Source organism: Brevibacterium aurantiacum (genome assembly GCF_003932995.1).
Classification (GTDB): domain Bacteria; phylum Actinomycetota; class Actinomycetes; order Actinomycetales; family Brevibacteriaceae; genus Brevibacterium; species Brevibacterium aurantiacum.
This window is the reverse complement of the sequence record NZ_CP025333.1, coordinates 3,300,082-3,321,158: the sequence shown is the minus strand read 5'-3', so window position 1 is coordinate 3,321,158 and position 21,077 is coordinate 3,300,082. Positions and strand designations below refer to the sequence as shown.

At 63.1% G+C, this 21,077-nt stretch carries 16 protein-coding genes and 1 pseudogene; 10 read left to right on the top strand and 7 right to left on the bottom strand.

The features are described from left to right. Positions 1-96: 96 nt before the first annotated feature. Both CXR25_RS15365 and CXR25_RS15360 read right to left on the bottom strand, forming a co-directional pair. A complete protein-coding gene (locus CXR25_RS15365) occupies positions 97-1,500 on the bottom strand; it encodes an NAD(P)/FAD-dependent oxidoreductase (protein ID WP_009881929.1) in 1,404 nt (467 codons plus the stop codon). A 162-nt stretch (positions 1,501-1,662) separates the two neighbouring features. After that, positions 1,663-2,766, bottom strand: coding sequence for a YeiH family protein (locus CXR25_RS15360; protein WP_114384475.1), 1,104 nt, complete (start codon positions 2,764-2,766; stop codon positions 1,663-1,665). Positions 2,767-2,852: 86 nt separating this feature from the next. Here CXR25_RS15360 and CXR25_RS15355 point away from each other — a divergent pair, with 86 nt between their 5' ends. From CXR25_RS15355 to CXR25_RS15335, 5 genes are all read left to right on the top strand, one after another. Beyond that, the gene (locus CXR25_RS15355) at positions 2,853-3,770 is read left to right on the top strand and encodes a LysR family transcriptional regulator (protein WP_114384476.1); all 918 of its coding nucleotides are present in this window, start codon (positions 2,853-2,855) and stop codon (positions 3,768-3,770) included. Between the two features lie 43 nt (positions 3,771-3,813). After that, entirely contained in the window at positions 3,814-4,971 is a 1,158-nt protein-coding gene (locus CXR25_RS15350; RefSeq protein ID WP_125188228.1) for a trans-sulfuration enzyme family protein, read from the top strand. After that, positions 4,971-5,540: a GNAT family N-acetyltransferase gene (locus CXR25_RS15345; RefSeq protein WP_096162976.1), complete on the top strand. Its 570-nt coding sequence runs from the start codon at positions 4,971-4,973 to the stop codon at positions 5,538-5,540. Before CXR25_RS15350 ends, CXR25_RS15345 begins: the two co-directional genes overlap by 1 nt. Before the next feature lie 156 nt (positions 5,541-5,696). Beyond that, on the top strand, positions 5,697-6,455 hold the full coding sequence (locus tag CXR25_RS15340; protein ID WP_009881934.1) for an enoyl-CoA hydratase: 759 nt from the start codon (positions 5,697-5,699) through the stop codon (positions 6,453-6,455). A 213-nt stretch (positions 6,456-6,668) separates the two neighbouring features. Further along, positions 6,669-8,300, top strand: a complete 1,632-nt coding sequence (locus tag CXR25_RS15335) for a long-chain-fatty-acid--CoA ligase (RefSeq protein ID WP_009881935.1) — start codon at positions 6,669-6,671, stop codon at positions 8,298-8,300. Between the two features lie 138 nt (positions 8,301-8,438). Here CXR25_RS15335 and CXR25_RS15330 read toward each other — a convergent pair whose 3' ends face one another. Together CXR25_RS15330 and CXR25_RS15325 are read right to left on the bottom strand one after the other, a co-directional pair. Further along, complete coding sequence (locus CXR25_RS15330) at positions 8,439-9,404, bottom strand: hypothetical protein (protein ID WP_009881936.1); 966 nt, start codon at positions 9,402-9,404, stop codon at positions 8,439-8,441. A gap of 433 nt (positions 9,405-9,837) precedes the next feature. After that, positions 9,838-11,395: pseudogene (locus tag CXR25_RS15325) on the bottom strand (FAD-dependent monooxygenase). A gap of 134 nt (positions 11,396-11,529) precedes the next feature. Between CXR25_RS15325 and CXR25_RS15320 the strand changes: the two are divergent. Then, complete coding sequence (locus CXR25_RS15320; protein ID WP_009881937.1) at positions 11,530-12,312, top strand: IclR family transcriptional regulator; 783 nt, start codon at positions 11,530-11,532, stop codon at positions 12,310-12,312. Positions 12,313-12,341: 29 nt separating this feature from the next. Here CXR25_RS15320 and CXR25_RS15315 read toward each other — a convergent pair whose 3' ends face one another. Then, positions 12,342-13,205, bottom strand: coding sequence for a hypothetical protein (locus CXR25_RS15315; RefSeq protein WP_029416635.1), 864 nt, complete (start codon positions 13,203-13,205; stop codon positions 12,342-12,344). 119 nt (positions 13,206-13,324) lie between these two features. On the opposite strand from CXR25_RS15315, the gene CXR25_RS15310 reads away from it, so the two are divergent. Further along, entirely contained in the window at positions 13,325-14,260 is a 936-nt protein-coding gene (locus CXR25_RS15310) for a 3-hydroxyacyl-CoA dehydrogenase NAD-binding domain-containing protein (protein ID WP_069600827.1), read from the top strand. Positions 14,261-14,289: 29 nt separating this feature from the next. On the opposite strand, the gene CXR25_RS15305 is transcribed toward CXR25_RS15310, so the two are convergent. Further along, positions 14,290-14,643, bottom strand: a complete 354-nt coding sequence (locus CXR25_RS15305; protein ID WP_125240779.1) for a nuclear transport factor 2 family protein — start codon at positions 14,641-14,643, stop codon at positions 14,290-14,292. 177 nt (positions 14,644-14,820) lie between these two features. On the opposite strand from CXR25_RS15305, the gene CXR25_RS15300 reads away from it, so the two are divergent. The 3 genes from CXR25_RS15300 to betT all read left to right on the top strand — a co-directional run bounded on the left by CXR25_RS15300 (position 14,821) and on the right by betT (position 19,944). Then, a complete protein-coding gene (locus CXR25_RS15300; protein ID WP_101639504.1) occupies positions 14,821-16,200 on the top strand; it encodes an NAD-dependent succinate-semialdehyde dehydrogenase in 1,380 nt (459 codons plus the stop codon). A gap of 117 nt (positions 16,201-16,317) precedes the next feature. Beyond that, positions 16,318-17,697: a short-chain fatty acid transporter gene (locus tag CXR25_RS15295; RefSeq protein ID WP_096146368.1), complete on the top strand. Its 1,380-nt coding sequence runs from the start codon at positions 16,318-16,320 to the stop codon at positions 17,695-17,697. Positions 17,698-17,874: 177 nt separating this feature from the next. Then, complete coding sequence (betT, locus tag CXR25_RS15290) at positions 17,875-19,944, top strand: choline BCCT transporter BetT (protein ID WP_096146369.1); 2,070 nt, start codon at positions 17,875-17,877, stop codon at positions 19,942-19,944. A gap of 148 nt (positions 19,945-20,092) precedes the next feature. On the opposite strand, the gene CXR25_RS15285 is transcribed toward betT, so the two are convergent. Next, positions 20,093-20,989, bottom strand: a complete 897-nt coding sequence (locus CXR25_RS15285; RefSeq protein ID WP_096146426.1) for an aspartate dehydrogenase domain-containing protein — start codon at positions 20,987-20,989, stop codon at positions 20,093-20,095. Between the last annotated feature and the right edge of the window lie 88 nt (positions 20,990-21,077).

Here is a 21,077-nt window from a genome sequence, read left to right as displayed (position 1 = left end):
AGTGACACTACCAGTTCGGCAGGGTCAGTAACGGTTGCCGCAGCCCGAATGTTCAGTATTTCTCATCTACCGGCACTCGCATGTGTTCAGTCGAGATCAGCCCATCACATTGCCGCTGGTTCCTGCTGGTGTGCGCAGGCGGGAGAAGGTGCCCAGGTCCAACTCTTCGCCCGTGAGATTGAGTGGTATCCGGACAGGATCATTGTCGTGATCGTGGCCGGCTTCGACGGCGTCGATGAGGCCTGCCATGAGCTCACCGACCATCGGTGCGTTCTTGAACTGATTGCCGCTGGTGCCGACGGCCTGATAGAAGCCATCTGCCTCTGACTGATCGTAGATGGGCGTCCAGTCCGCGGCGACGTCGTAGACGCCGACAACTCCGCGCGCTCGGTTCGGGATCGTGATGTCGTTGAATCGTTTGGCTGCGCGCAGGGACTGCGTCTCGAACTGCTCGGGTCGAACACTCATCGACACCTCGTCGGGGTCATCCACCCATTCGAGTTCGTCGCACTCGGGTTCTGAGCCTCCGATGAGCAGCTGCCCTCCTACCTCGGCGCGCATATAGGTGCCGATGCCGGCATCGAGGAGTGCAGGGATGCGGGAGCCATCGGCGCGGATGACGGTCGATTCAGCCGGCAGAGTGTGGACCTCCTGGCGCAGCGGAGTCAGCGAGACCCCGTGGTCCGATCCGACGCCGGCGAGCTCGTTGAGTCTCGAGGACCAAGGACCGGCTGCGTTCACCACCACAGCGGCATCGAGGACCCGGCCGTCGGCAAGGTCGATGCTCCAAGCGGCGCGTCCCTCGCTGGAATCGCCTCCTTCGTCAGGTGCGCCTGCTTTGCTAGGTACGCCCTCGGTCACGTCTTCGGGCGCGCTGCCGACAGTCTGCTGTCGGTCGAGGACTCGGTGGTCTAGGGCGATGACTTCGGCGTTGTAGAGGAACTGTGCGCCGTGTCGTTGGGCGGCGCGGACGAAATTCTCCGTGGCCAGGACGGGGTCGGAGATGTACCCGCCGTCCGGTGTGTACAGGGCATTCGCCTCCTCAGCACTGTCGTCGAGGAACGCCGGATCATCGGGACGCACGGGCGGGTGGTAGTTCGAGACGTCGATTCCGGGCAGCTCCCGCGAGAGCTCGACTGCGTCCCATTCGGCGTAGGGGATTGCGAGATCGTCGAAGTGGGACCGGAGGGTGGGTGGAAGCAGTCCGGGAATGTCGATGACGGCCATGCCGGTGCGGATGAAGTCCGCCACCGGCTCCGCTTCCGGTGCCTGGAGGTGGTCTCGGAGGTTCTCCCACAGATGCTTGGACTCCCAGGCCATGGCGATGGAGTCTCGCAGTGAATAGGTGAAGCGAACGATCGCACTCGTGGCCCCGGTCGATCCCTGGGCCGGTCCCGATTTCTTGTCGACGACGGTGACCGCGTATCCGCGTCTGGCCAGTGAATAGGCGATCGAAGCCCCCATCACGCCGCTGCCGATGACTACCGCGTCTGCGCTCATTGCTGCATCCTTCGCTCACCTAGGCGTCGATCGTGATCTCGGCCGACCTTTTGATCTCAGCCGTCCGCGGGATCGTCTCCCGATCCGACTTCTGCACATCGTATCGAGATCGGGCTGTCGGCAGGGCAGGCTTCCAGCATGTGTGCTCAGGTCAGTGCTCGCTCAGGTCAGCAGAAGGGCTCCGCCAAGTCCGATCACGGCAACGATGAGAGTCGTCGTCGCGGCCAGCCCGATGGGACCGGCGCCGAGGTTGCGCAGCGAACGCCATTGGACGCCGCGTCCCAGGGCGAACATGGCCATGGCCAGGCACACGGTCTGCAGCCAGCCCAGACCGGAGACTGCGAAATCGGGCAACAGGCCGAAGGTGCGCAGGCCCGCCATGAGAAGGAACCCCACGACGAAGAGCGGCACGATGGGCGGACGTTTCGTCGCTGGCGCCGGTGGCTTCCCACCCGAAACTGACTCCCCGGAGGAGGACTGGGCAGTCGACGCTGACTCAGCCGTTGACGAGGACTGCGGGGCCACCTCGGCGGGAGACGTCACCGAGGTCTGAGCCCGGCTCTCCCGGCGGCGCATCACCATGCTGAGGACGGCGACGGTCGGGGCGAGCATGATGACGCGGGAGAGCTTGACGAGGACGGCGACCTGCAGGGCGGCGGGGCCGATGATGCCGCCGATCGCGACGACCTGGGCGACCTCGTGCGTCGAGGCCCCACCCCACATTCCGGCGGTGTCCGGGGCCAGCCCGAAGGCGATGCTCAGCGACGGGATCACGGCGATCATCAGCGTGCCGAAGAGGACCACAAGGCCGATCGCCGCTGCCACGTCCTCCTTCTTCGCCTTCAGCGTCGATTCGACCCCGGCGACAGCGGCGGCACCGCAGATGCCGAACCCGCACCCGATGAGCAGCGCCAGATTCGACTCGACACGGAACGGACGTGCCAGGAGCAGTCCGGAGACGATGCCGACGCCGACGACCACGGCGGCGAGGACGAGAACCAGCCAACCGAGTTCGAGGATGTCACCGAGAACCACCTGCGCGCCGAGGGCCACGATGCCCAGACGCAGGAGAGGCTTGGCTGCGAAGTCGAGGCCGGGTCGGAAGGTCGGCGGCAGCTCGGGGAAGACGTTGCCCACGACGATCCCCAGGACGATGGCGATGAGGAGTGGGGAGAGGACGGGTGCCAGCAGGGAGATGGGCCACGCGATCGCGGTGGCGGCTGCGGCAACCCCCAGGCCGGGGAGGAGACGGACAATGTGCTTCATGGAATCAGTCTGTCAAGCAGGCGCGGGAAGCGGTAGCCGCTAAAAGTCGAACAACCCATATCGGGATGATATGGCATAATCGGGCCATGCAGGAGCTCAGCAGGATGCAGGATTGGCCCGAGTTGCCGGCTCTCGGGCTGCTGGTGACGCTGAGCGCGAGCGCTCAATCCATCGGGCAGGCCGCCGAGGCGATGGGACTTGCCCAGCCGAATGCCTCGCGCAGTCTGCGCAACCTCGAGCGGGATCTCAAGGTGCCGCTGCTGCGGCGCTCGCCTCGAGGGACTCAGCTCACGGCCGAAGGCCACGCGGTTGCGCAATGGGCTTCGAAGGTCATCGACGCCTATGCCGATCTCAATGCGGGCACCCGCGCCATCCAGGATGCCCGGGCCGGCACCGTGCGCGTGTCCGCCTCCCTGACCGTGGCCGAATACCTGCTGCCGCGTTATCTGACGACGTTCACCTCGACGCATCCCGACATCGATGTGGGCCTGGCCGTCGAGAACTCCTCGGCAGTGATCGCGGCCGTGCGCGAGCAGCGCTGCGACCTCGGGCTCATCGAATCCGTGTCCCTGCCGGAGGGCTTTCCCGCCGAGGTGGTCGGTCATGATCGCCTCATGATCGCCTCCGCACCCACCTTCGCCGAGGCTTGGACCCACCCGATCAGCGCCGAGGAGTTGGCGACGGTGCCGCTTCTGGTCAGAGAGGTCGGTTCGGGAACGCGGGAGGTCCTCGACGCCGCGTTGGCACAGGTCGGAGGGGCGCGCGTGGCGGGGGAGTACGGGTCGAACTCGGCGCTGAAGATCGCCGCGGCCACCGGACTCGCGCCGGTCGTTCTCTCGGAGCTGGCCCTGCGCGATGACTTCAGCGCTCGCCGCCTGGTGCCGCTGCCGGTGGAGTCCGGAGTCGCCCTCGACCGCGAACTGCACGCGGTGTGGTCGCCCGGGCGTCGGCTTTCAGTCGGAGCCACAGCATTGTTGGAGCACATGGTCAACGTGCACGACTGAGACATCGATGCACCGCCGCCTGCGCACGACATATATTGGGCAAATGACCACACGAGATTCCTCCCACGAGCCAGAGACCGTCGTCGTCGAAGCGGGTCGTCCGCAACGCTCGAACGGGTCCTCGGTCAACCCTCCCATCGAACTGTCCTCGACCTTCGTCGGCAGCGGCGAGATCGATCATTCCGACTATGTCTACGGTCGGTTCTCGACTCCGGCGTGGACTCCGTTCGAAGAGGCGCTGGCTGAACTCGAACATGCCGAACTGCCCGGACTGGTCTTCGGCTCGGGACTGGCCGCGATCGCCGCGGCCCTCAGCCTGGTCCCTCGCGAGGGCACACTGATCATGCCCCGGCACTGCTACCAGGGATCCCTGGAATCCGCGGCTGAGGTCGCCGAACGCAGCGGATTCACCCTCACCACCGTCGACATCGCCGACACAGAAGCCGTCGTCAGCGCACTCGATGACGTGAGCGCCACCTCGGCGGTGCTGTGGATCGAATCTCCGACGAACCCGATGCTCGAAGTCGCGGACACCCCCGCGCTCATCTCCGCCGCACGCGATCGCGGCATCCTCACCGTCGTCGACAACACCTTCGCAACCCCACTCCTGCAGACGCCGCTGGATCTGGGCGCCGACGTCGTCGTCCACTCCGTCACCAAATACCTCGCCGGTCACTCGGACGTCGTACTCGGTGCTGCCCTGACCAGCAGCGAAGATCTGCACAAGCGGCTGCACAGCGAACGCTCACTGCGGGGAGCGATCGCCGGACCCTTCGAAGTCTGGTTGGCCCTGCGGGGCCTGCGGACACTGTCGGTGCGCATGGAACGAGCCCAGGCCAATGCCGCGCTGATCGCCGAACGACTGAATGCGCACCCCAACGTCGTCGAGACCCGCTACCCGGGGCTGCCCACCGACCCCGGCCACAAGCGTGCGGCAGCCCAGCTCTCGGGATTCGGTGCGGTCGTTGCCTTCTGCACGAAGACAGCGGAACAGGCTACAGCCGTCGCCGAGGCGGTCCGGGTGTGGACTCCGGCCACGTCCCTGGGTGGGGTGGAATCCCTCATCGAACGTCGTCGGCGTAATGCCTCGGAACCGGAGTCGGTTCCCGACGGGCTGCTGCGTCTGAGCGTGGGCATCGAGCATGCCGAGGATCTGTGGGCCGATCTCGACGCGGCTATCAAGGCCGCTCACAGCGCCTGATGGCTGAGCCGTTCGTGCTTGACCGTCCGGGTCTTGAGGACCTGGATGAGATCTTCGAGATCTACGGCGACCCCCGCGTGTGGACGCACTTTCCCAGCGGCAGGATGGTCAAGCGGGAAGAGGCCGAGGCCTACCTGCTGACGCGCATCGCTGATTGGGAGATCGACGGGCTCGGATCATGGATCGTCCGCGAATCCGAGGGCGGCCCGGTCTTGGGAATGTGCGGCTGCGGTGTCAGACGCATGCCCTTGGCTGATGAATGGAGCCCGGATCGGATCGAGGCCTACTGGAACTTAGGCTATCGCTTCCGTCCCGAGGTCCAGGGTCGCGGCTATGCCAGTGAGATCTCTCGCTTGGCCATCGCTCGAGCCCAGGCGGTCAATCCCGAACTGCCGGTCATCGCCTATCTGCTCGAACACAATGAGGCCTCCCGAAAGGTGGCCGAGAAAGTCGGCCTGAGCCTGCAGTATCGCGCTCCCGATGCCGGCAACCCCGATCCGCAGGCCATGCGCCTGGTCTTCGCTGACCGCACCCTGACCGGGACGCAGCTGGCGGCCGCCCTGATCTGAGCGGGAGACGGTTGGCCTGAGTGTGAGACGGCTGGGTTGAACGAGGCGCTTCAGCGGCTGCGTGCGCCCGGTGAGACGTGTGACCCAGATCAACTTATCGTGCGTTAAGGTTGGGGTGAAACATCAGTCACCCAGCGCCAACTATGAGGAGTCGCTTTGACCTCGAGTGTTCTCACCGATCTGCAAGACGGGGTCGTGACCATCACGATCAATCGCCCCGAAAGCCTCAACGCGCTGACCAGGGAGGCCATCGAAGCGGTCGGGGAATCCGTCGCCGAGGCGGTTTCCACGGCCCGTGCGCTCATTCTCACCGGCAATGATCGCTCCTTCAGCTCGGGAGCCGATCTGCAGGGCTCGGTGCAGAACGGGGGCCTCGGCCTTGACCGGGCCAATGAGATCATCCGGTCGATCATCGACCTGCCGATTCCGACCATCGCCGCGGTCTCCGGGCCGGCCGCCGGCATCGGCTGCTCTCTGGCTCTGGCCTGTGACTACACCGTGATGAGCGAAGAGTCCTACCTGATGCTGGCCTTCACCAAGATCGGCCTCATGCCCGACGGCGGAGCAACGGCACTCGTCGCAGCCTCGGCGGGGCGGCATCGAGCCATGAAGATGGCGCTGACGGCACAGAAGGTCTGGGCGAAGGAGGCTGCGGATTGGGGCCTGGCGAGCCTGGTCACGCCGGCGGGCGAGCACCTGAACCGGGCGCAGGAGATTGCGGCGCAATGGGCGCAGGGTGCACCTCTGGCCTTCGCTGCTTCGAAGGAAGCCATCAATACCGCGACGCTGACCGAGCTCGACGATGCATTCGATCGGGAACTCAAGGGGCAGACGGACTTGCGAGCCAGCAAGGACTTCGCCGAAGGCGTTGCGGCGTTCATGGAAAAGCGCGGCCCGAACTTCACCGGCGAATAACCGATGGCCGGTGAGCGCACGGCCCACCCTCACCTCGGCGCCCACGTGTTTCTAATTGGTAACGTTGCGGCAAAAGTTGTGAGCGGCATCACTTGCCGGGATAGTCTGACGATGAAAATAGTCCGGATATCTGCAAACCCCCTCTGATACAGCAACACGAACACATCCCAGCACGAATACACCCAGCACGACCATCATGACCAAAGGAGTCTCATGCTTACAGGCATTCCATCCACCCTCGGTGACAGCTACCAGCTCAACACCACAAGTCTGATCCGCCATGCCGCGACGGTCTTCGGCGAATCAGAGGTTGTCTACCGCCGGTCCGATGGCTCCTGGGGTCGATCGAACTATGCCGACGAGTACAAGCGGATGGCTCAGTTGGCACACGGGCTCGACGAACTCGGTGTGGGCGCGGGATCCATGGTCGGCGTCATCGACTGGAACTCCCGTCGCCACCTCGAGCTCTACTTCTCGGTTCCCGGCGTGGCCGCGACCATGCTCCAGCTCAATCTGCGCCTGGCACCTGAAGACCTCGCCTACGTCGTCAGCCACTCGAAGTCCGACTGGATCTTCGTCGACGAGTCCCTCCTCCACGTCGCCGAGGCACTTGCCCCGAAACTCGACGTCAAGGGCTGGGTCGTCATGACCGACAAGCCGGCATCCGAGATCGAGACGAGCCTGAACAACGTCGTCTTCTACGAAGACCTCATCGCCGACAAGCCCGACACCTACGACTGGCCCGTCGTTGACGAGAAGACCGCTGCCTACGCCGGATACACGACCGGAACCACAGGCCGGCCCAAAGGCGTCTACTACTCCCACCGCTCGATCTACCTGCACACAATGGGCGGACTGGCAGCACTGCAGGCGACCTTCGATGACTGCGTCATGCCCATCACTCCGATGTTCCACGTGCTGTCCTGGGGCTTCCCGCAGAACGCGGTCGCAGCCGGCGCCAAACTCGTCCTGCCCGGCAAGTTCGCCGCCGAGGAGTTCGGCGCCATCGGTCAGGCCTTCATCGAGGAGAAGGTGACGCTGGCCAACGGTGCGCCCGCGATCTTCACCCCGATGCTGGCGATGATGAAGAGCATGCCGACCCCGCCGGACCTCACCGGAGTCCGTCTGGTCTCCGGTTCTTCGGAGCCGCCGCTGTCGATGATGCGCGGCTTCAAGGAGGTCACCGGCGCCGAGGTGATCCACGGCTACGGTGCCACCGAGACCACCCCGCTGGCGACGACGAACTGGCGCATCAAGTCGGGCATGAACCTCAGTGATGAAGAGAAGTGGGACCTCAAGCGCTACCAGGGCCTGCCGATTATCGGCGTCGAGGTCAAGATCGTCGACCCCACCGGTGAGGAGATGCCTCGCGACGGCAAGTCGGTCGGCGAGATCGTCATGCGCGGTCCCTGGATCACCGAGTCCTACTACCAGCTGCCCGACAACGCCGACCGTTTCCTCGACGGCTGGTGGCGCTCGGGTGACGTCGGCGTCATCGATGCCCACGGCTATCTCAAGATCACCGACCGTCTGAAGGACGTCATCAAGTCCGGCGGCGAATGGATCTCCTCGATCGACATGGAGAACGCGATCCTCGACAGCCCCAACGTCAAGGAGGCCGCGGTCATCGGTGTCCCCGACGAGAAGTGGGACGAGCGTCCCGTGGCCTATGTCGTGGCCAATGACGGCGCCGAGGTGACCCGCGAGTCCATCGTCGAAACGCTCAGTGAGCGCTTCGCCAAGTGGCAGATGCCAGATGAGGTCTATGTCGTGGACGAGATGCCTCGCACCTCGGTGGGCAAGCTCGACAAGAAGCTGCTGCGCAAGAACTGGGAAGAGAAGTAAGAATCAAGTCCAGAAGTTGGGCTTAAGCCCGCGCGGCCTGGCTCGAGCTGGCTGCGAGATCGAAACAACGCTGGAGCGCCGAGGCGGCTGTGCACGCACAGTGGCCACGGCGCTCCAGCGTTGTCTCGCCGGGATCTCCTATGAGTCATTGATCGCTGAGTCGATGGCCCACTTGATCTGGGCGAAGATGTTTGGCCGGAAGAGGTCGCCAAACGTCAGGTTGAACACCTTGAATCCTGCATTGACGAGGTTCATATTGCGTTGGTGATTCTCACGGGCGGCGGCATTGGGGCCATTCGGATGCATGTAGTACTTGCCCACCCCATGAACTTCGACGATGACCTGCGCCGTTTCGTGTCGAAAGTCATTCCTGCCGATGAAGTTGCCTGTCGGCGAATAGGTATTGACCTGGGGCGTCATTCCAGTGACACCGTGGCGACGGAATTTGACCGCGCAGAATGCCTCCGCATTGGACTCGTAGGCTGCATTGGACAAGGTCAGCGCCAATTGAGCGCGCTTGAGACCCCGTGATCCTGCGGCGAAGTGGAGCTTGATCATCTCTCTGGTTGCGCGGCCCTCCCGCATTGCCTCCGATATCAGCGGAACCGATACCTCGAGCGAATGGTCATGCGCGATGTCCGCAAGCGTTCTGGGCAGACTAGTCACGGGGTAGCTGAGGCTGCGGTCGACATCTTCGCCGGCGATTGTGCGGTCATAGAGAGTCAGGTCCGGGTAACTGCGAGAGTATGCGCTCCTTGAGACCTCGACCTTTTTCGTCCCTGCGACAACAGGATCGAGTCCATGGATCAGTGCGGCGGAAATATGTGAGAAGACATCGCTCGGTAGCACCGAGTCTCTCCGTGATGCGATGCGAATCCGCAGCTCCTCGACCTCGTCCCTGATGTCGCCGTGGAACTGCGGAAACGTGATTCCGGGTTCGTGTGCCAGGGCCCGGATGAGTTCAAAGTGCGAGTGGGTGCAGTCCGCCATAATGATGTATTTGCCGCGGCGTACTCTGCGCAAGCAGCATTTCAGAGCCGCAGCGAGATCGGCGCGAGGCATATCGAGTTCGGCGAGGTCGCTTCTCGTCACGATCCGAAACATGCGACTATTATGCAATCATATGAATCCAAACGCAATCAAACTACATCAAAGCACATAACTGGAGAATGGGTGACACGGCTGGATGCTGTGAGATGAGCCCTGAGCCCTGAGTGCTGAGCCCTGAGTGCTGAAGGTGGAGTACTGGACACTTTGGCTGACGCAGCTTTTGAGAGTAACTGCCCGTGTGGAAGCGCTGCTGTCAGGCGACGGAGGTTGGTGTCCTGTCCAGCCTCACTTTTGCGGGCCAGCAGTTCGTCCGCGGCAACGGTGGAGCGTCGAGACCACTTGGTGTGCACGGTGGCTCCGGCGCTCCAGCGTTGTCTCGACAGATGAAGGATATGGGAGACCTCGGCCCAGGTTCTAGCCAGGTTCTGTCCTGCTCGAACGCTGAGCGGCTGTCGTCAGTGGTTGCCCTCGGCTGCCGCTGATCGGGTCAGGCCGAGGGCACCATGATCCCGGAAAAGAAGTCGACGAGCTCGGCATGGGCATCGAGCGGCAGCACCTGGGCAACATACTGATCCGGGCGGACGATGACCAGGGCACCCGCACTGCGGTCGATGCCGCGGACGTCGAAGATGTCCGGACCTGTCCGCAGGTCCGCGCAGAACATCTTCTCGTAGTCGATGAGGCCGAAGCGTCCCTTGCGCGGCAGCAGGAACTGCGGCATCGCATCGACAGACAATTCGCGATGGCCCTGTTGGAAGATCGCGCGGACGTCGAAGACCGCGTCGGGGTCTGCCCCGGCAGGCGTGTAGCGGCGAACCGGGGACTCGGGTGACTCAGCGAGGAAGTCGCAGAGTCGGCGGATCGCCGAATCCGTCGAGGCCGGATCTGCGTCGTCGGCGAAGGCATAGAGTCGCCAGCGACCATCGGCCTGCGCCTGATGCCCGATTTCGAGGGGCTTGGCGTCGGCGAGGCGGATGGTGGGGGCCGAATGGAAGCGCTCGCCGATCGGGAAGCCAGTGGCCAGGTGTTCGTGGGCGTCGTCACCGGTGATCAGGTTCGGCGGATAGTCGGTGGCGAAGCCGGCAGTGAACCGTCCACCCGCGGTGAAGATCTCCTGCCGCTCGGCAGCGCTCATGCCACCCGCCTCGGGATCATTCGGATCGGCTGGCTTCGCGGCCATAGCCTCTGACCAGGTGAGATCGAAGTCGATGAGCTCCTGGGCAATGGCCTGACGCTCCTGGGCGTAGGTGCCGAGGAGCGTGCTCGGGCTGCGGCCCTGCAGCACTGCGGCGAGCTTCCATCCCAGGTTGAACCCGTCCTGCATGGACACGTTCATCCCCTGGCCGGCCTTCGCCGAATGGGTGTGGCAGGCATCGCCGGCGATGAACACATGCGGTGAACGGGTGCCGCGCTCCGCCTCGGCGACGTCATCGAAACGGTCAGCGATGCGCTGGCCCACCTCGTAGACCGACCACCAGGCGATGTCCTTGACCTCGAGCGAGTAGGGATGGAAGATCCGCTGCGCGGCTTCGATGATCATGTCCGAGGTGAACCGACTGCGGGCACCGGAGTCGTTGGGATCGAGATCGCCGAGGTCGACGTAGAGGCGGACCATGTAGCCGCCCTCGCGCGGGATGAGCAGAACGCTGCCGCCGGACGCGGACTGGATCGCCGACGTCGTCCATGCGCCCGGTGCGAGTGATCTGTGCCCGGTCAGCCTCTGCCGGCCCCCAGAAGGTCGTCTCGTTGACCCAATAGGCTTCGCGCACGAGGCGTTCGGCCAGGCCGAACGCGCCGAACATCTCTACCGTCCGGCAGGCGACCCCGTCGGCATGACCCAGCTCGAGTGGTCCCGCACGGCGCTCGATGACGCGAGTGGTGATGTCGGGGAACTCAGCCAGCTGTGCGGCGAGAACGGTTCCGGCCGGCCCCGAGCCGACGACGAGGACGTCGACTTCCTCGGGGAGCTCAGGCGTCTGTGCCGGGGTGTGTGATGAAGACTTCTCCGGGTCGCCGGGCTGGAATCCATTGAGGTAGAACTGCATGATGCTCCTGTCGTCTGCAGAATCGTCATCGATCAGTGACGTGTCTGCTTCCACTGTGGTCGCCGTCACCATCAAGGAGCAAAAAGATTCTGCTATGTGGAAAAGCTGCCGTGGTGGGGCATTACGATGAGGGAATGGAACGTCGTGTGGTGGCCCAGGCGCCGGCTCATCTGCTCGGCTCGGTCGACAACGCGCTGCGTCTGCTGCAGACGCTGCGAGACACAGGGGCCGTCTCGATCACCGATGCCGCAGCCGATCTGCAGGTCAGTCCCTCGACCGCGCATCGACTGCTGAGCATGCTCGTCTACCGTGGCTTCGCCGTCCAAGACGAGTCGCGTATCTATCACCCTGGGCCGGGGATCGTGGCCAATGTCGAGGCCCAATCGGCCCATCGCAGTCTGCTGCAGATTCTGCGCCCGCATCTCGACTCGCTGTCAGAGACGACGGGAGAGACCTGCAATCTCCTGGTCCGCGTCGGCACCACAACGCGCTTCCTGGCCAGTGCTGAGGGCTCCGATCGATTGCGGATCGGCAGCAGAGCAGGGGAGATCCTGCCTGCGCGCCTGACCTCGGGTGGGCAGGTGCTGCTGGCCGACCTCTCGCCGCAGGTTCTTGCCGGTCTCTACACCTCGAACGCAGCCCGCACCTCGGGTGAATTCCTCGACGCCGAGGCGTTCGCTCGCTTTCGCCGCCAGCTCGACCACATTCGCAAGGTGGGCTCGGCGCTCAACCGGGAACGCACCGAACGTGGAGTCTCCGCTCTGGGGATGCCGGTGCGGGGACCCGAAGGTCCGATGGTGGCCGCGATCAGTGTGTCGGTTCCCAGCCCACGGGATGAGGCCCTCGGCTCGGAGAGAATCCGATCGGCGTTGAGTTCTGCCTGCCAAGCAGGAGCCGCCGACCTTGCGGGTGGTTGATTCGAAGCCAGAAAGTGATGCCGCCGGCTTCAGGGGTGGTGGAGCAGGTACGTTCCGCCCTTGAGGCAGGTGTCGAGGACCCAGCCGTCGGCGACCAGTGCGGTCAGCGAGTCACGCAGTGCCGTCCGCCACCGTGAGGCGAGATCGGCATCGTGGCCGCGCAGCGCCTCGATGTCGGAGGGAAAGTCGAGGGAGACCAGACTGGCTTCCTTGGGCACCTCGGCGACCAGCGGTTCACCGTTGTCGTCACTGCGCAGACATTCGAAGGCATCGTCCGCCTCGGCGAGGGTGGCCCGGGCCGGCTTGTCGAGCGGCCAGGAGACGACCATACGGTCACTGGCCTGACCAGCGTTGACGCCGTCGCGCATCTGTCCGTAGAAGTCCTCGAGGTATTCGACCATTCCGACGCCCAGGCGCTGGAAGTTGAAGTAGGCGTTGCGTGCCACCAGCGGGTCGAAGGTCCAGGTCATCTCCGTGATGCCGAGGTTGAGGCACCACAGGCGCTGGTGCAGCTTCATCGCCGACCCAGCTCCGCGACCGATGACCTGATGGCGCACGCCGGCGATGTGAGAGTGCATGACCGTGCCCAGGGGCTGTCCGAAGAAGCCGATCGTCACTCCGATCATCTCGTCGGGTTCGTCGAGGCTGTAGGCGGCCGAGACGTAGTTGCCCGCGTGGGCGAAGGCGACGATGAGTCCGGGTTCGAGCACATTGGTGCCCGTCTCGTCGACGCTCCACACCTCGTCGAGCAGAAGGGCGGCTTCGGCGGCCTCGGCGGCGGTGTGGATCTCCCGCACCTCGATCCGCGCTGACTCGGCCGCGGCCGCGTACTCATCCTCGGCCAGGGCGATGATCTCCGAGTCCACTGTGGTCAATCCTTCTCGCGGTGTCATGGTGACATTGTGCCACCGAACCGAGCGTCTGGACGTGGCCGAACGTGGATATCTGGAGCATCAGTGCTGGTGTCGGCGTGCGGCATCGAGGAGCGATCGGCAGGTATAGCCTTAAGAATATGAGCTTCTGCGTTGCTGTCATCGGGGCCGGGACGATCGGCCGTTCATTCGCTTGGCTGTTCGCCCGATCGGGCTACCCGGTCCAGGTCTTCGACCCCAGACCCGACCTTGCCGAGGTGGTCACCGAGCTGCAGGCCGAGGTCAGTGCCGATGCTGCCGCCCACGACATGCTCGCCTCCGAGCTTGGAACCATCAGCCTCGCCGAGTCCGTCGAGACCGCCGTGGCCGGAGCCTCCTTCGTGCAGGAGTCAGGGCCCGAGGATCCGCAGGCCAAGCCGAAGCTGTTCGCCCAGATCGCTGCGGCGGCCCCGAAGGATGCCATCTTCGCGACCTCGTCGTCGACCATCCCCGCTTCATTGATCGCACGGCATCTGCCGCCGGAAGTCGCGGCCCGCGTCATCGTCGGACACCCGTTCAACCCACCTCACCTGATGCCCCTGGTAGAGGTGGTTCCGGCCCCGGCGACGAGTTCGGACACCGTTGAGCGCGCCCTCGAGTTCTACCGCAGCTGCGGACGTGAACCCGTGGCGCTCAATCGTGAAGTCCGCGGCTTCGTCGGCAACCGCCTGCAGAACGCATTGATGAAGGAAGCGATCTCACTGGTCGAAAACGGCGTCATCTCGGCACCCGACCTCGATTCGGTGATGAAGAATTCCCTGGGCCTGCGATGGTCCGCGGTGGGCCAGTTCGAGGCGATGCACCTCGGCGGGGGAGACAAAGGCATCCGCGGTTTCATGGACCACATCGGGACCTCGTTCGCTGAGATCGGCGAGCTTCCCCTCGATCTCAGCGAGGCGGGAATGGCCGATGTCTATGCTCAGGTGGAGCAGGCCTACGGTCAGACGCCGAGCCGAGCGGGTGCCCAGACTCGGGACCGTGCCCAGCAGGCTGTGCTCGAGGCGCGCAGGCAGCGTGACAGGCACACCCCGCAGTGAAGCCGGACCCTGACTGAGACTCCGGACGCTCACACCGCGGCTTGGTAGAAGTAGGTGGTGCGTTCGGCGATGAGGCCATCGGTGTCGAAGAGGAAGAAATCGGCGAAGCCCACGGAGGTTTCGCTGCCGTCCTTGAGTCGACCGGTGAAGACGCCGCGACTGGACGCACGGTCACCGTCGACGAGGATCTCCGTCAGCGAATGCGCACCAGCTTCGATGACGCGCTCACCGTGATAGAAATCGGTGATCTGAGTTCCGATCATGGTCGGATATCCGGGGCGGTCGTAGCGTCCCTCTGCTGCGAACAGCGCCGAGGTGGCGCCCGCATCCCCAGCATCGACGGTGGTGTAGTAGCGCTTCACAAGTTCAGTTACACTCTCCATGCCAACACAGTAACAGCGATCACACTCACGCTTGCGCTCAAGGGGTGGGACAGGGAATTGCCGCCGAGGTGATTGGGCCATAGCGTGGGAGATGAATCCTTTCGTCGTCTGGTGCCGAATCCACGGTTCCGGGCCGTTGGATTGAGGTCAACAACCCCAGCAGAAATGAGGCTCGACATGTCCACCATGTATCGCGTGACCAACCCGGCAACCGGTGAAGTTGCCGAAGAGTTCGCCACCGCCACCGACTCAGAGATCTTGGCCGCCCTTGACCGATCAGCAACGGCCTTCACCGAATGGAGCCAGACGAGTGTGGCCGATCGCGCCGCGATCCTCGTCCGTGTCTCCGAGATCTACGCGGAGCGGGCCGAAGAGCTGGCGAAGGTCATCCAGATGGAGATGGGCAAGGCCGTCCCCGAAGGCAAGGGCGAGGTCGGACTGAGCTCCGCCATCTACCGTTACTTCGCAGACAACGCCGAAGCATTCATGGCCGACGAGCCACTGCGCGGGCCCGACGACGGAACCGCGCTGATTCGTCGTAAGCCAGTCGGATCCCTGCTGGGCATCATGCCCTGGAACTTCCCCTACTACCAGGTCGCACGCTTCGCAGCCCCCAACCTGGCATTGGGCAACACCATCCTGCTCAAGCATGCTCCGCAGTGCCCTCGCTCGGCTCAGATCATGGAAGAGATCTTCATCGAAGCCGGGCTGCCCGAGGGAGCCTACATCAACATCTATGCCAGCAACGAGCAGGTCGCGGACCTCATCCTGCCCGACCCACGCAACCATGGAGTGTCCCTGACCGGTTCCGAACGCGCAGGTTCGGCCGTGGCCGCCGAAGCCGGTAAGAACCTCAAGAAGGTCGTCCTCGAGCTCGGCGGATCCGACCCCTATGTTCTCCTCGACACCCCCGATGTGGCGAAGAGCGCGAACACCTTCTTCAAGACCCGCATGGGCAACACCGGCCAGGCCTGCAACTCGCCCAAGCGCATGATCGTCATGGACGACGTCTACGACGAGTTCCTGACGTCCATCACCGAGGCGGCGAAGAAGTTCACACCAGAGGCCCCCGATACCGAAGGTTCCCGCCTGTCCCCGCTGTCATCGACGGCGGCCGCTGACCGCTTCATCGAGCAGGTCCAGGACACCGTCAAGGACGGTGCCACCCTGCTTGCCGGCGGCAAGCGCTACGACGGTGGCGGCGCCTACGTCGAGCCAGTCGTCCTCGCCGATGTGGAGAAGGGCATGCGCGGCTACTACGAAGAGCTCTTCGGCCCCGCCGTCATCGTCTACAAGGTGAGCAGCGAGGAAGAGGCCGTCGAGATGGCCAATGACACCCCTTTCGGCCTCGGTGCCGCTGTGTTCTCCAACGACCTGGAGCGGGCAGAGCGCGTCGGGTCCCAGATCGACTCCGGCATGGTCTTCCTCAACGCCCCCGAAGGCACTCGTGAGTACCTGCCCTTCGGTGGAGTCAAGCGCTCCGGCGTTGGTCGTGAACTGGGACCGCTGGCCATGGATGAGTTCGTCAACAAGCAGATGGTGTTCACGAAGAACTGATCCACACACACTGACTGGTCAACAGTCGCTGGCCTTCAGGGCGCTGTCCGCAGTAGCGGTCAGCGCCCTGATTGTATGCTGAACCCATACACAGCTATTTCTCAGCAGGAGGATCTCATGTCGGCACAGAAGCCGTCGACCCAGGTAAACGCCGCCGCATCAAAAGGTCTCATGCGTCCGGTCAACCGCTTCCTCGAACAGTGGATTCCGTCAGCGCTGACGTTCGCCATTGTTCTCACACTCATCGTCGCCGTTCTGGCATTCATTCTCACCGATGCCAGTCCCACCGAGGTCGTCACCGGCTGGGGCGAAGGGCTGGCCGGGCTGCTAGCGTTCATGACGCAGATGTGTCTCATTCTTCTGCTGGGACACATGCTTGCGAACACAGGCCCGGTACGGAAACTGCTGACCAGATTGGCCAGCGTTCCAGGCAGCCCGGCATTCGCCTATGTCTTCGTCTTCGTCGTCGCCGCTCTTGCCAGCCTCATCACTTGGGGCCTGGGTCTCGTCGTCGGTGCTCTTCTGGCACGTGAGATCGCAGTGCAGGCACGCAGCCGCGGCCTTAAGGTGCACTTCCCGTTGCTTGTCGCCGCCGGTTACTCTGGTTTCATTGTCTGGCACATGGGATATTCCGGTTCTGGACCGTTGACGGCAGCCACTCCCGATTCCTTCCTGGCTGAGTCCCTCGGGGGAGAGATCATTCCTGTCAGTGAGACCATCTTCTCAACCTGGAACCTGCTGGCCATCCTCGCAGTCATCGTCGTCTGCGCCGTCTTGTTCTTCCTCGTCGCACCGAAGAAGGATGCCCCAGTCTACGAACTGCCCGAGTCGATCGCTTCCGAATCGAGAAGCACCGTCGACGAAGAGATCGTCACACCTGCCGACCGCATCGACGCATCACGGGTCCTGACCCTCATCGTCGGTCTGGCACTCGTCATCTACCTCGCCGTCCACTTCGCCCAGGGCGGGGGACTGACCCTCGACATCGTCAACTGGTCCTTCCTCGCACTCATCTTCCTGCTGGTGAAGAACCCTTTCGAGCTCATCCACTTGACGAAGGAAGCCGCCTCCAATGTCGGCGAGATCCTGCTCCAGTTCCCTCTGTATGCGGGAATCCTTGGGATGATGAGCACCACCGGTCTGATCGCGGTCTTCTCCGATGCGCTTGTGTCCATTGCGAATCCCACGACGTTCGGTGTCCTCGCTCTGATTTCGGCAGGCCTGGTCAACTTCTTTGTCCCCTCCGGTGGCGGACAGTTCGCGGTTCAGGGTCCGATCATGCTCGATGCCGCCAACCAGCTGGGAGTCGATCCTTCAGTTGCCATCATGGCAGTCTCTTATGGAGATCAGTGGACGAACATGCTGCAGCCGTTCTGGGCCCTGCCTGTCCTGGCCATTGCGGGACTCAAAATGCGCGACATCCTCGGCTATACCTCGGTGATTTTCCTTGGTGCTGGTGTGGTGATGGCCGCCGCGTTGATCTTCGTCTCATTGTGAGGTGCAGGTACGAGAATCGATCCGAGACGAGGAGGCAGATCTGAGCCAGGCACCCGGGGCAGTTAACGATGGTTACGTTATGGTAGCCTCCTTGGTTGGTTGCATCCGGTGAGGCCGGGTGCGGGGAAACAGTCAATTCGAGTCGGGCGCAGATTTGTCCGTTGAAGGAGAGAGCAGATGTCAGCCGCAATAGACAAAACCACAGATAAGCCGGAGAAGGGAGTGAAGAAGGTCCTCCCGCAGTTGAACAAACCAGTATTCATATCTGCAGCAATCGTGACATTAGCCGTTACGATGTGGGCATTCTTCGCGCCCACTAATGCCCAAGAGGTTCTCGGCAGTGTCGTGGGGTGGATCTCGACCTGGTTCGGATGGTTCTACGTCCTACTTGTCGCCGCCGTCCTGGTTTTCGTTATCTACCTGGCCGCCTCGAAGTACGGGAACACGAAACTTGGTCCCGAACATTCGAAGCCGGAATTCGGTCTCCTTGCTTGGGCTTCCATGCTCTTCGCCGCCGGAATCAGCACCGACCTCATGTTCTTTGCCGTGGCTGAACCGGTCACCATGTATCTTGATCCGCCCAGTACGCAGCCAGAGACAGTGGACGCGGCCCGCGAAGCTACCGCGTGGACGCTGTTCCACTACGGAATCAGTGGTTGGGGGCTGTATGCACTGATGGGCATGGCCCTGGCGTATTTCGCCTACCGGATGAATATGCCTCTGGCGATCCGGTCAGCGCTTGCTCCTATCTTCGGAAAGCGGGTGCAAGGAACTCTCGGCGATGGTGTGGACTTCGCCGCATTGGTGGGTACGGTCTTCGGCGTCGCCACCTCCTTGGGCATCGGCGTAGTCATGGTCAATGTTGGTCTCAACACTGTCTTCGGACTGCCGGTCAATGAGGTCTCGCAGATCGGCATTGTCGTCATCGGAGTCGTCGTGGCGACATTGTCCGCGGTATCCGGTGTCGACAAAGGGATCAAGTTCCTGTCGATGCTCAACGTCTTCCTTGCGATCGCATTGAGCCTGTGGGTTCTCATCGTCGGCAAGACGGAGTTCCTCCTCAACGCCATGGTCCTCAATGTGACCGACTTCGTCAGGCTCTTCCCCAATATGGCTGGTCAGACCTTCGCCTTTGAAGACACCGGCACATGGATGACTGACTGGACCCTGTTCTTCTGGGCGTGGTGGATCGCTTTCGCCTCATTTGTCGGTCTCTTCCTTGCCCGCATCTCTCGTGGACGCACAATCCGTCAGTTCGTGCTCGGGACCCTGACGATCCCGTTCATCTACATCTTCATGTGGATCTCGATCTATGGAAACTCCGCACTCGACCTCATTCGCAGCGGAGACAAGAAATTCGGCGAAGCGACAATGCTCAGCCCCGAAGGTGGATTCTACGACCTGCTGTCGAACTATCCGGGATTCTTCGTGATTGCTGCCTTGGCCACACTCACCGCGCTGCTGTTCTACGTGACGACAGCTGACTCCGCGGCTCTGGTGATGGCAAACTTGTCCTCTCGTCTGCCGACACCCCAGGACGATGGTCGACCAGGTCTTCGTATCTTCTGGGCAGCGCTCACCGGTGCATTGACCGTAGCCATGCTCATCGTCGGTGGGATTGGGGCGTTGCAGAGTGCCACGATCATCATGGGGCTGCCGTTCGCCTTTGTCGTTATTCTCGTGATGATCGGGCTCTACAAGGCACTGCGCGTCGAAGCACATCGAGTCGACAGCATCGATCAGAGCCTGCCGGCGTCGCTGGCGCGGCGCTCCCACACAGATACCGGACACGAAACCTGGCAGCGTCAGTTGGCGCGAGTTCTGTCCTTCCCCAGCGGCAGTAAAGCGCGAGACTTCGAAACCGATGTCCTGGTGCCCACTTTGAACGAAGTCGCGGCGGAGTTGGTTGAGAAAGGCGTGTCGGCACACTGCGGTCGAGTGGACGCAGAGGGGCAATCCGTCGAAGACGGGGAGCTCATCCAACTCGAAGTCGACGGGGAGGGACAGTTCCCCTTCCGTTATCAGGTCTGGCCGCACAAGGTGAACGTGCCTTCGTTCGGCGGACGTGTGCCGCGTGGAACGGAGGACTACTTCCGCATGGAGGTTTACCTCGACGGCGGTGCCGGGCAGGGCTACGACGTCATGGGCTACACCAAGGAGCAGCTCATCGATGATGTCCTCGACAAGTACAGTCGTCACCTTGAGTTCCTGCAGCTGCAGGAGAACATCGCCAACCCCGACGACTGACTGACGGCACCTGGAGACTGAGGCCCGGCACCTCAAGTCTGAGGCCTGGTACCTCACGGCTGAGGCCAGTCCATGCCGAAGGGTTCTCTGAGCCAGATATCCGATTTGCTGAGTCCGGCGCTTGCCCCACATAGGGCAGGCACCGGACTCAGTTGCGTTTGAGACCTGCCAGACATGTCCGCAAAGTTCGCGTGACTGACAGTGCAGTGAGGCCGCTGGTGGCAGGATTCTCAGGACTTGGCGTCGATGAGATTGAGAACTCAAAGACTCCCGCTGATCCTGCGGCCGTGATGTGATGGTGGGAATCCTCTTGGCTCAGGTCAGCCCGGATCTCGACTCGAGTGCGTTCGAGAGCTGTCTCCATGAGTTCGTCATCTGCTGCCGCGTCGACTCCGAGCCCCCGAGTCGCCCATGCCAACGCCACCGTGATGTTGACGTTGGCGGGGAACTTCACGATGGCTTCGGCCGGGGTCCCAGTGAAAATCGTCAGTGGTTCATCGGCAGCGCTCAGCTGATTCAGGCGACGGACCTCCTCGGCGTCCATCCACGGTTGCACGAGGCCACCGGGTGCCTTCGCAGTCGTGATGGACACAGAGTCAAGGGCGTGTGCCTGAGCGGCAGCTTCGAGGACGTCAAGCCCGCCGATAGCCCCGTTCGTCACGTGGAGGTCTCCGGGCCGGTCAAGGAGCGCTCGTCGGGTCGGACGATCGGCGAGAGCCCCGACGCTGGTGAGGACAAGTGGAATGCCAGCGGCTGTGGCTGCGGGGCCGTAGCTCTTGGCGGCTGAAACCCCAGCGCATTCGACTACGACATCGATGACGGACCCGGCCATGAGCTGGGCCCAGTTCGGGTCCTGCGGTCCCTCAGCCTGGACCAGCTCGGCCCCCAGATTCCGGTGACCAGCATGTTTGTCGAGGTCCCGGACTAAGGCGGTGAGTCTCAGCCGACCACTCGAGATCTCGGGGTGCAGCAGCGCGGCAACATGACGACCGATCGCCCCGAACCCGATCATCAGGACTGATTTCACTTCATCAACTGGCCTCATGAGATCAGGGTACACATCGACACGGTCATGCCATGTCAGCCCGCCGAGGTACTGTGACCATGTGGACGACCGGAGCAGGGGAGCAGCA

What these genes read in the sequence shown, in the direction of transcription:
- CXR25_RS15345 (WP_096162976.1), top strand. Translation starts at nt 4,971, where the DNA reads ATGGCTGAGCCGTTCGTGCTTGACCGTCCGGGTCTTGAGGACCTGGAT.
- CXR25_RS15305 (WP_125240779.1), bottom strand. Translation starts at nt 14,643, where the DNA reads ATGGAGAGTGTAACTGAACTTGTGAAGCGCTACTACACCACCGTCGAT.
- CXR25_RS15315 (WP_029416635.1), bottom strand. Translation starts at nt 13,205, where the DNA reads ATGACACCGCGAGAAGGATTGACCACAGTGGACTCGGAGATCATCGCC.
- CXR25_RS15300 (WP_101639504.1), top strand. Translation starts at nt 14,821, where the DNA reads ATGTCCACCATGTATCGCGTGACCAACCCGGCAACCGGTGAAGTTGCC.
- CXR25_RS15365 (WP_009881929.1), bottom strand. Translation starts at nt 1,500, where the DNA reads ATGAGCGCAGACGCGGTAGTCATCGGCAGCGGCGTGATGGGGGCTTCG.
- CXR25_RS15360 (WP_114384475.1), bottom strand. Translation starts at nt 2,766, where the DNA reads ATGAAGCACATTGTCCGTCTCCTCCCCGGCCTGGGGGTTGCCGCAGCC.
- CXR25_RS15350 (WP_125188228.1), top strand. Translation starts at nt 3,814, where the DNA reads ATGACCACACGAGATTCCTCCCACGAGCCAGAGACCGTCGTCGTCGAA.
- betT (WP_096146369.1), top strand. Translation starts at nt 17,875, where the DNA reads ATGTCAGCCGCAATAGACAAAACCACAGATAAGCCGGAGAAGGGAGTG.
- CXR25_RS15355 (WP_114384476.1), top strand. Translation starts at nt 2,853, where the DNA reads ATGCAGGAGCTCAGCAGGATGCAGGATTGGCCCGAGTTGCCGGCTCTC.
- CXR25_RS15295 (WP_096146368.1), top strand. Translation starts at nt 16,318, where the DNA reads ATGTCGGCACAGAAGCCGTCGACCCAGGTAAACGCCGCCGCATCAAAA.
- CXR25_RS15330 (WP_009881936.1), bottom strand. Translation starts at nt 9,404, where the DNA reads ATGTTTCGGATCGTGACGAGAAGCGACCTCGCCGAACTCGATATGCCT.
- CXR25_RS15310 (WP_069600827.1), top strand. Translation starts at nt 13,325, where the DNA reads ATGAGCTTCTGCGTTGCTGTCATCGGGGCCGGGACGATCGGCCGTTCA.
- CXR25_RS15285 (WP_096146426.1), bottom strand. Translation starts at nt 20,989, where the DNA reads ATGAGGCCAGTTGATGAAGTGAAATCAGTCCTGATGATCGGGTTCGGG.
- CXR25_RS15335 (WP_009881935.1), top strand. Translation starts at nt 6,669, where the DNA reads ATGCTTACAGGCATTCCATCCACCCTCGGTGACAGCTACCAGCTCAAC.
- CXR25_RS15320 (WP_009881937.1), top strand. Translation starts at nt 11,530, where the DNA reads ATGGAACGTCGTGTGGTGGCCCAGGCGCCGGCTCATCTGCTCGGCTCG.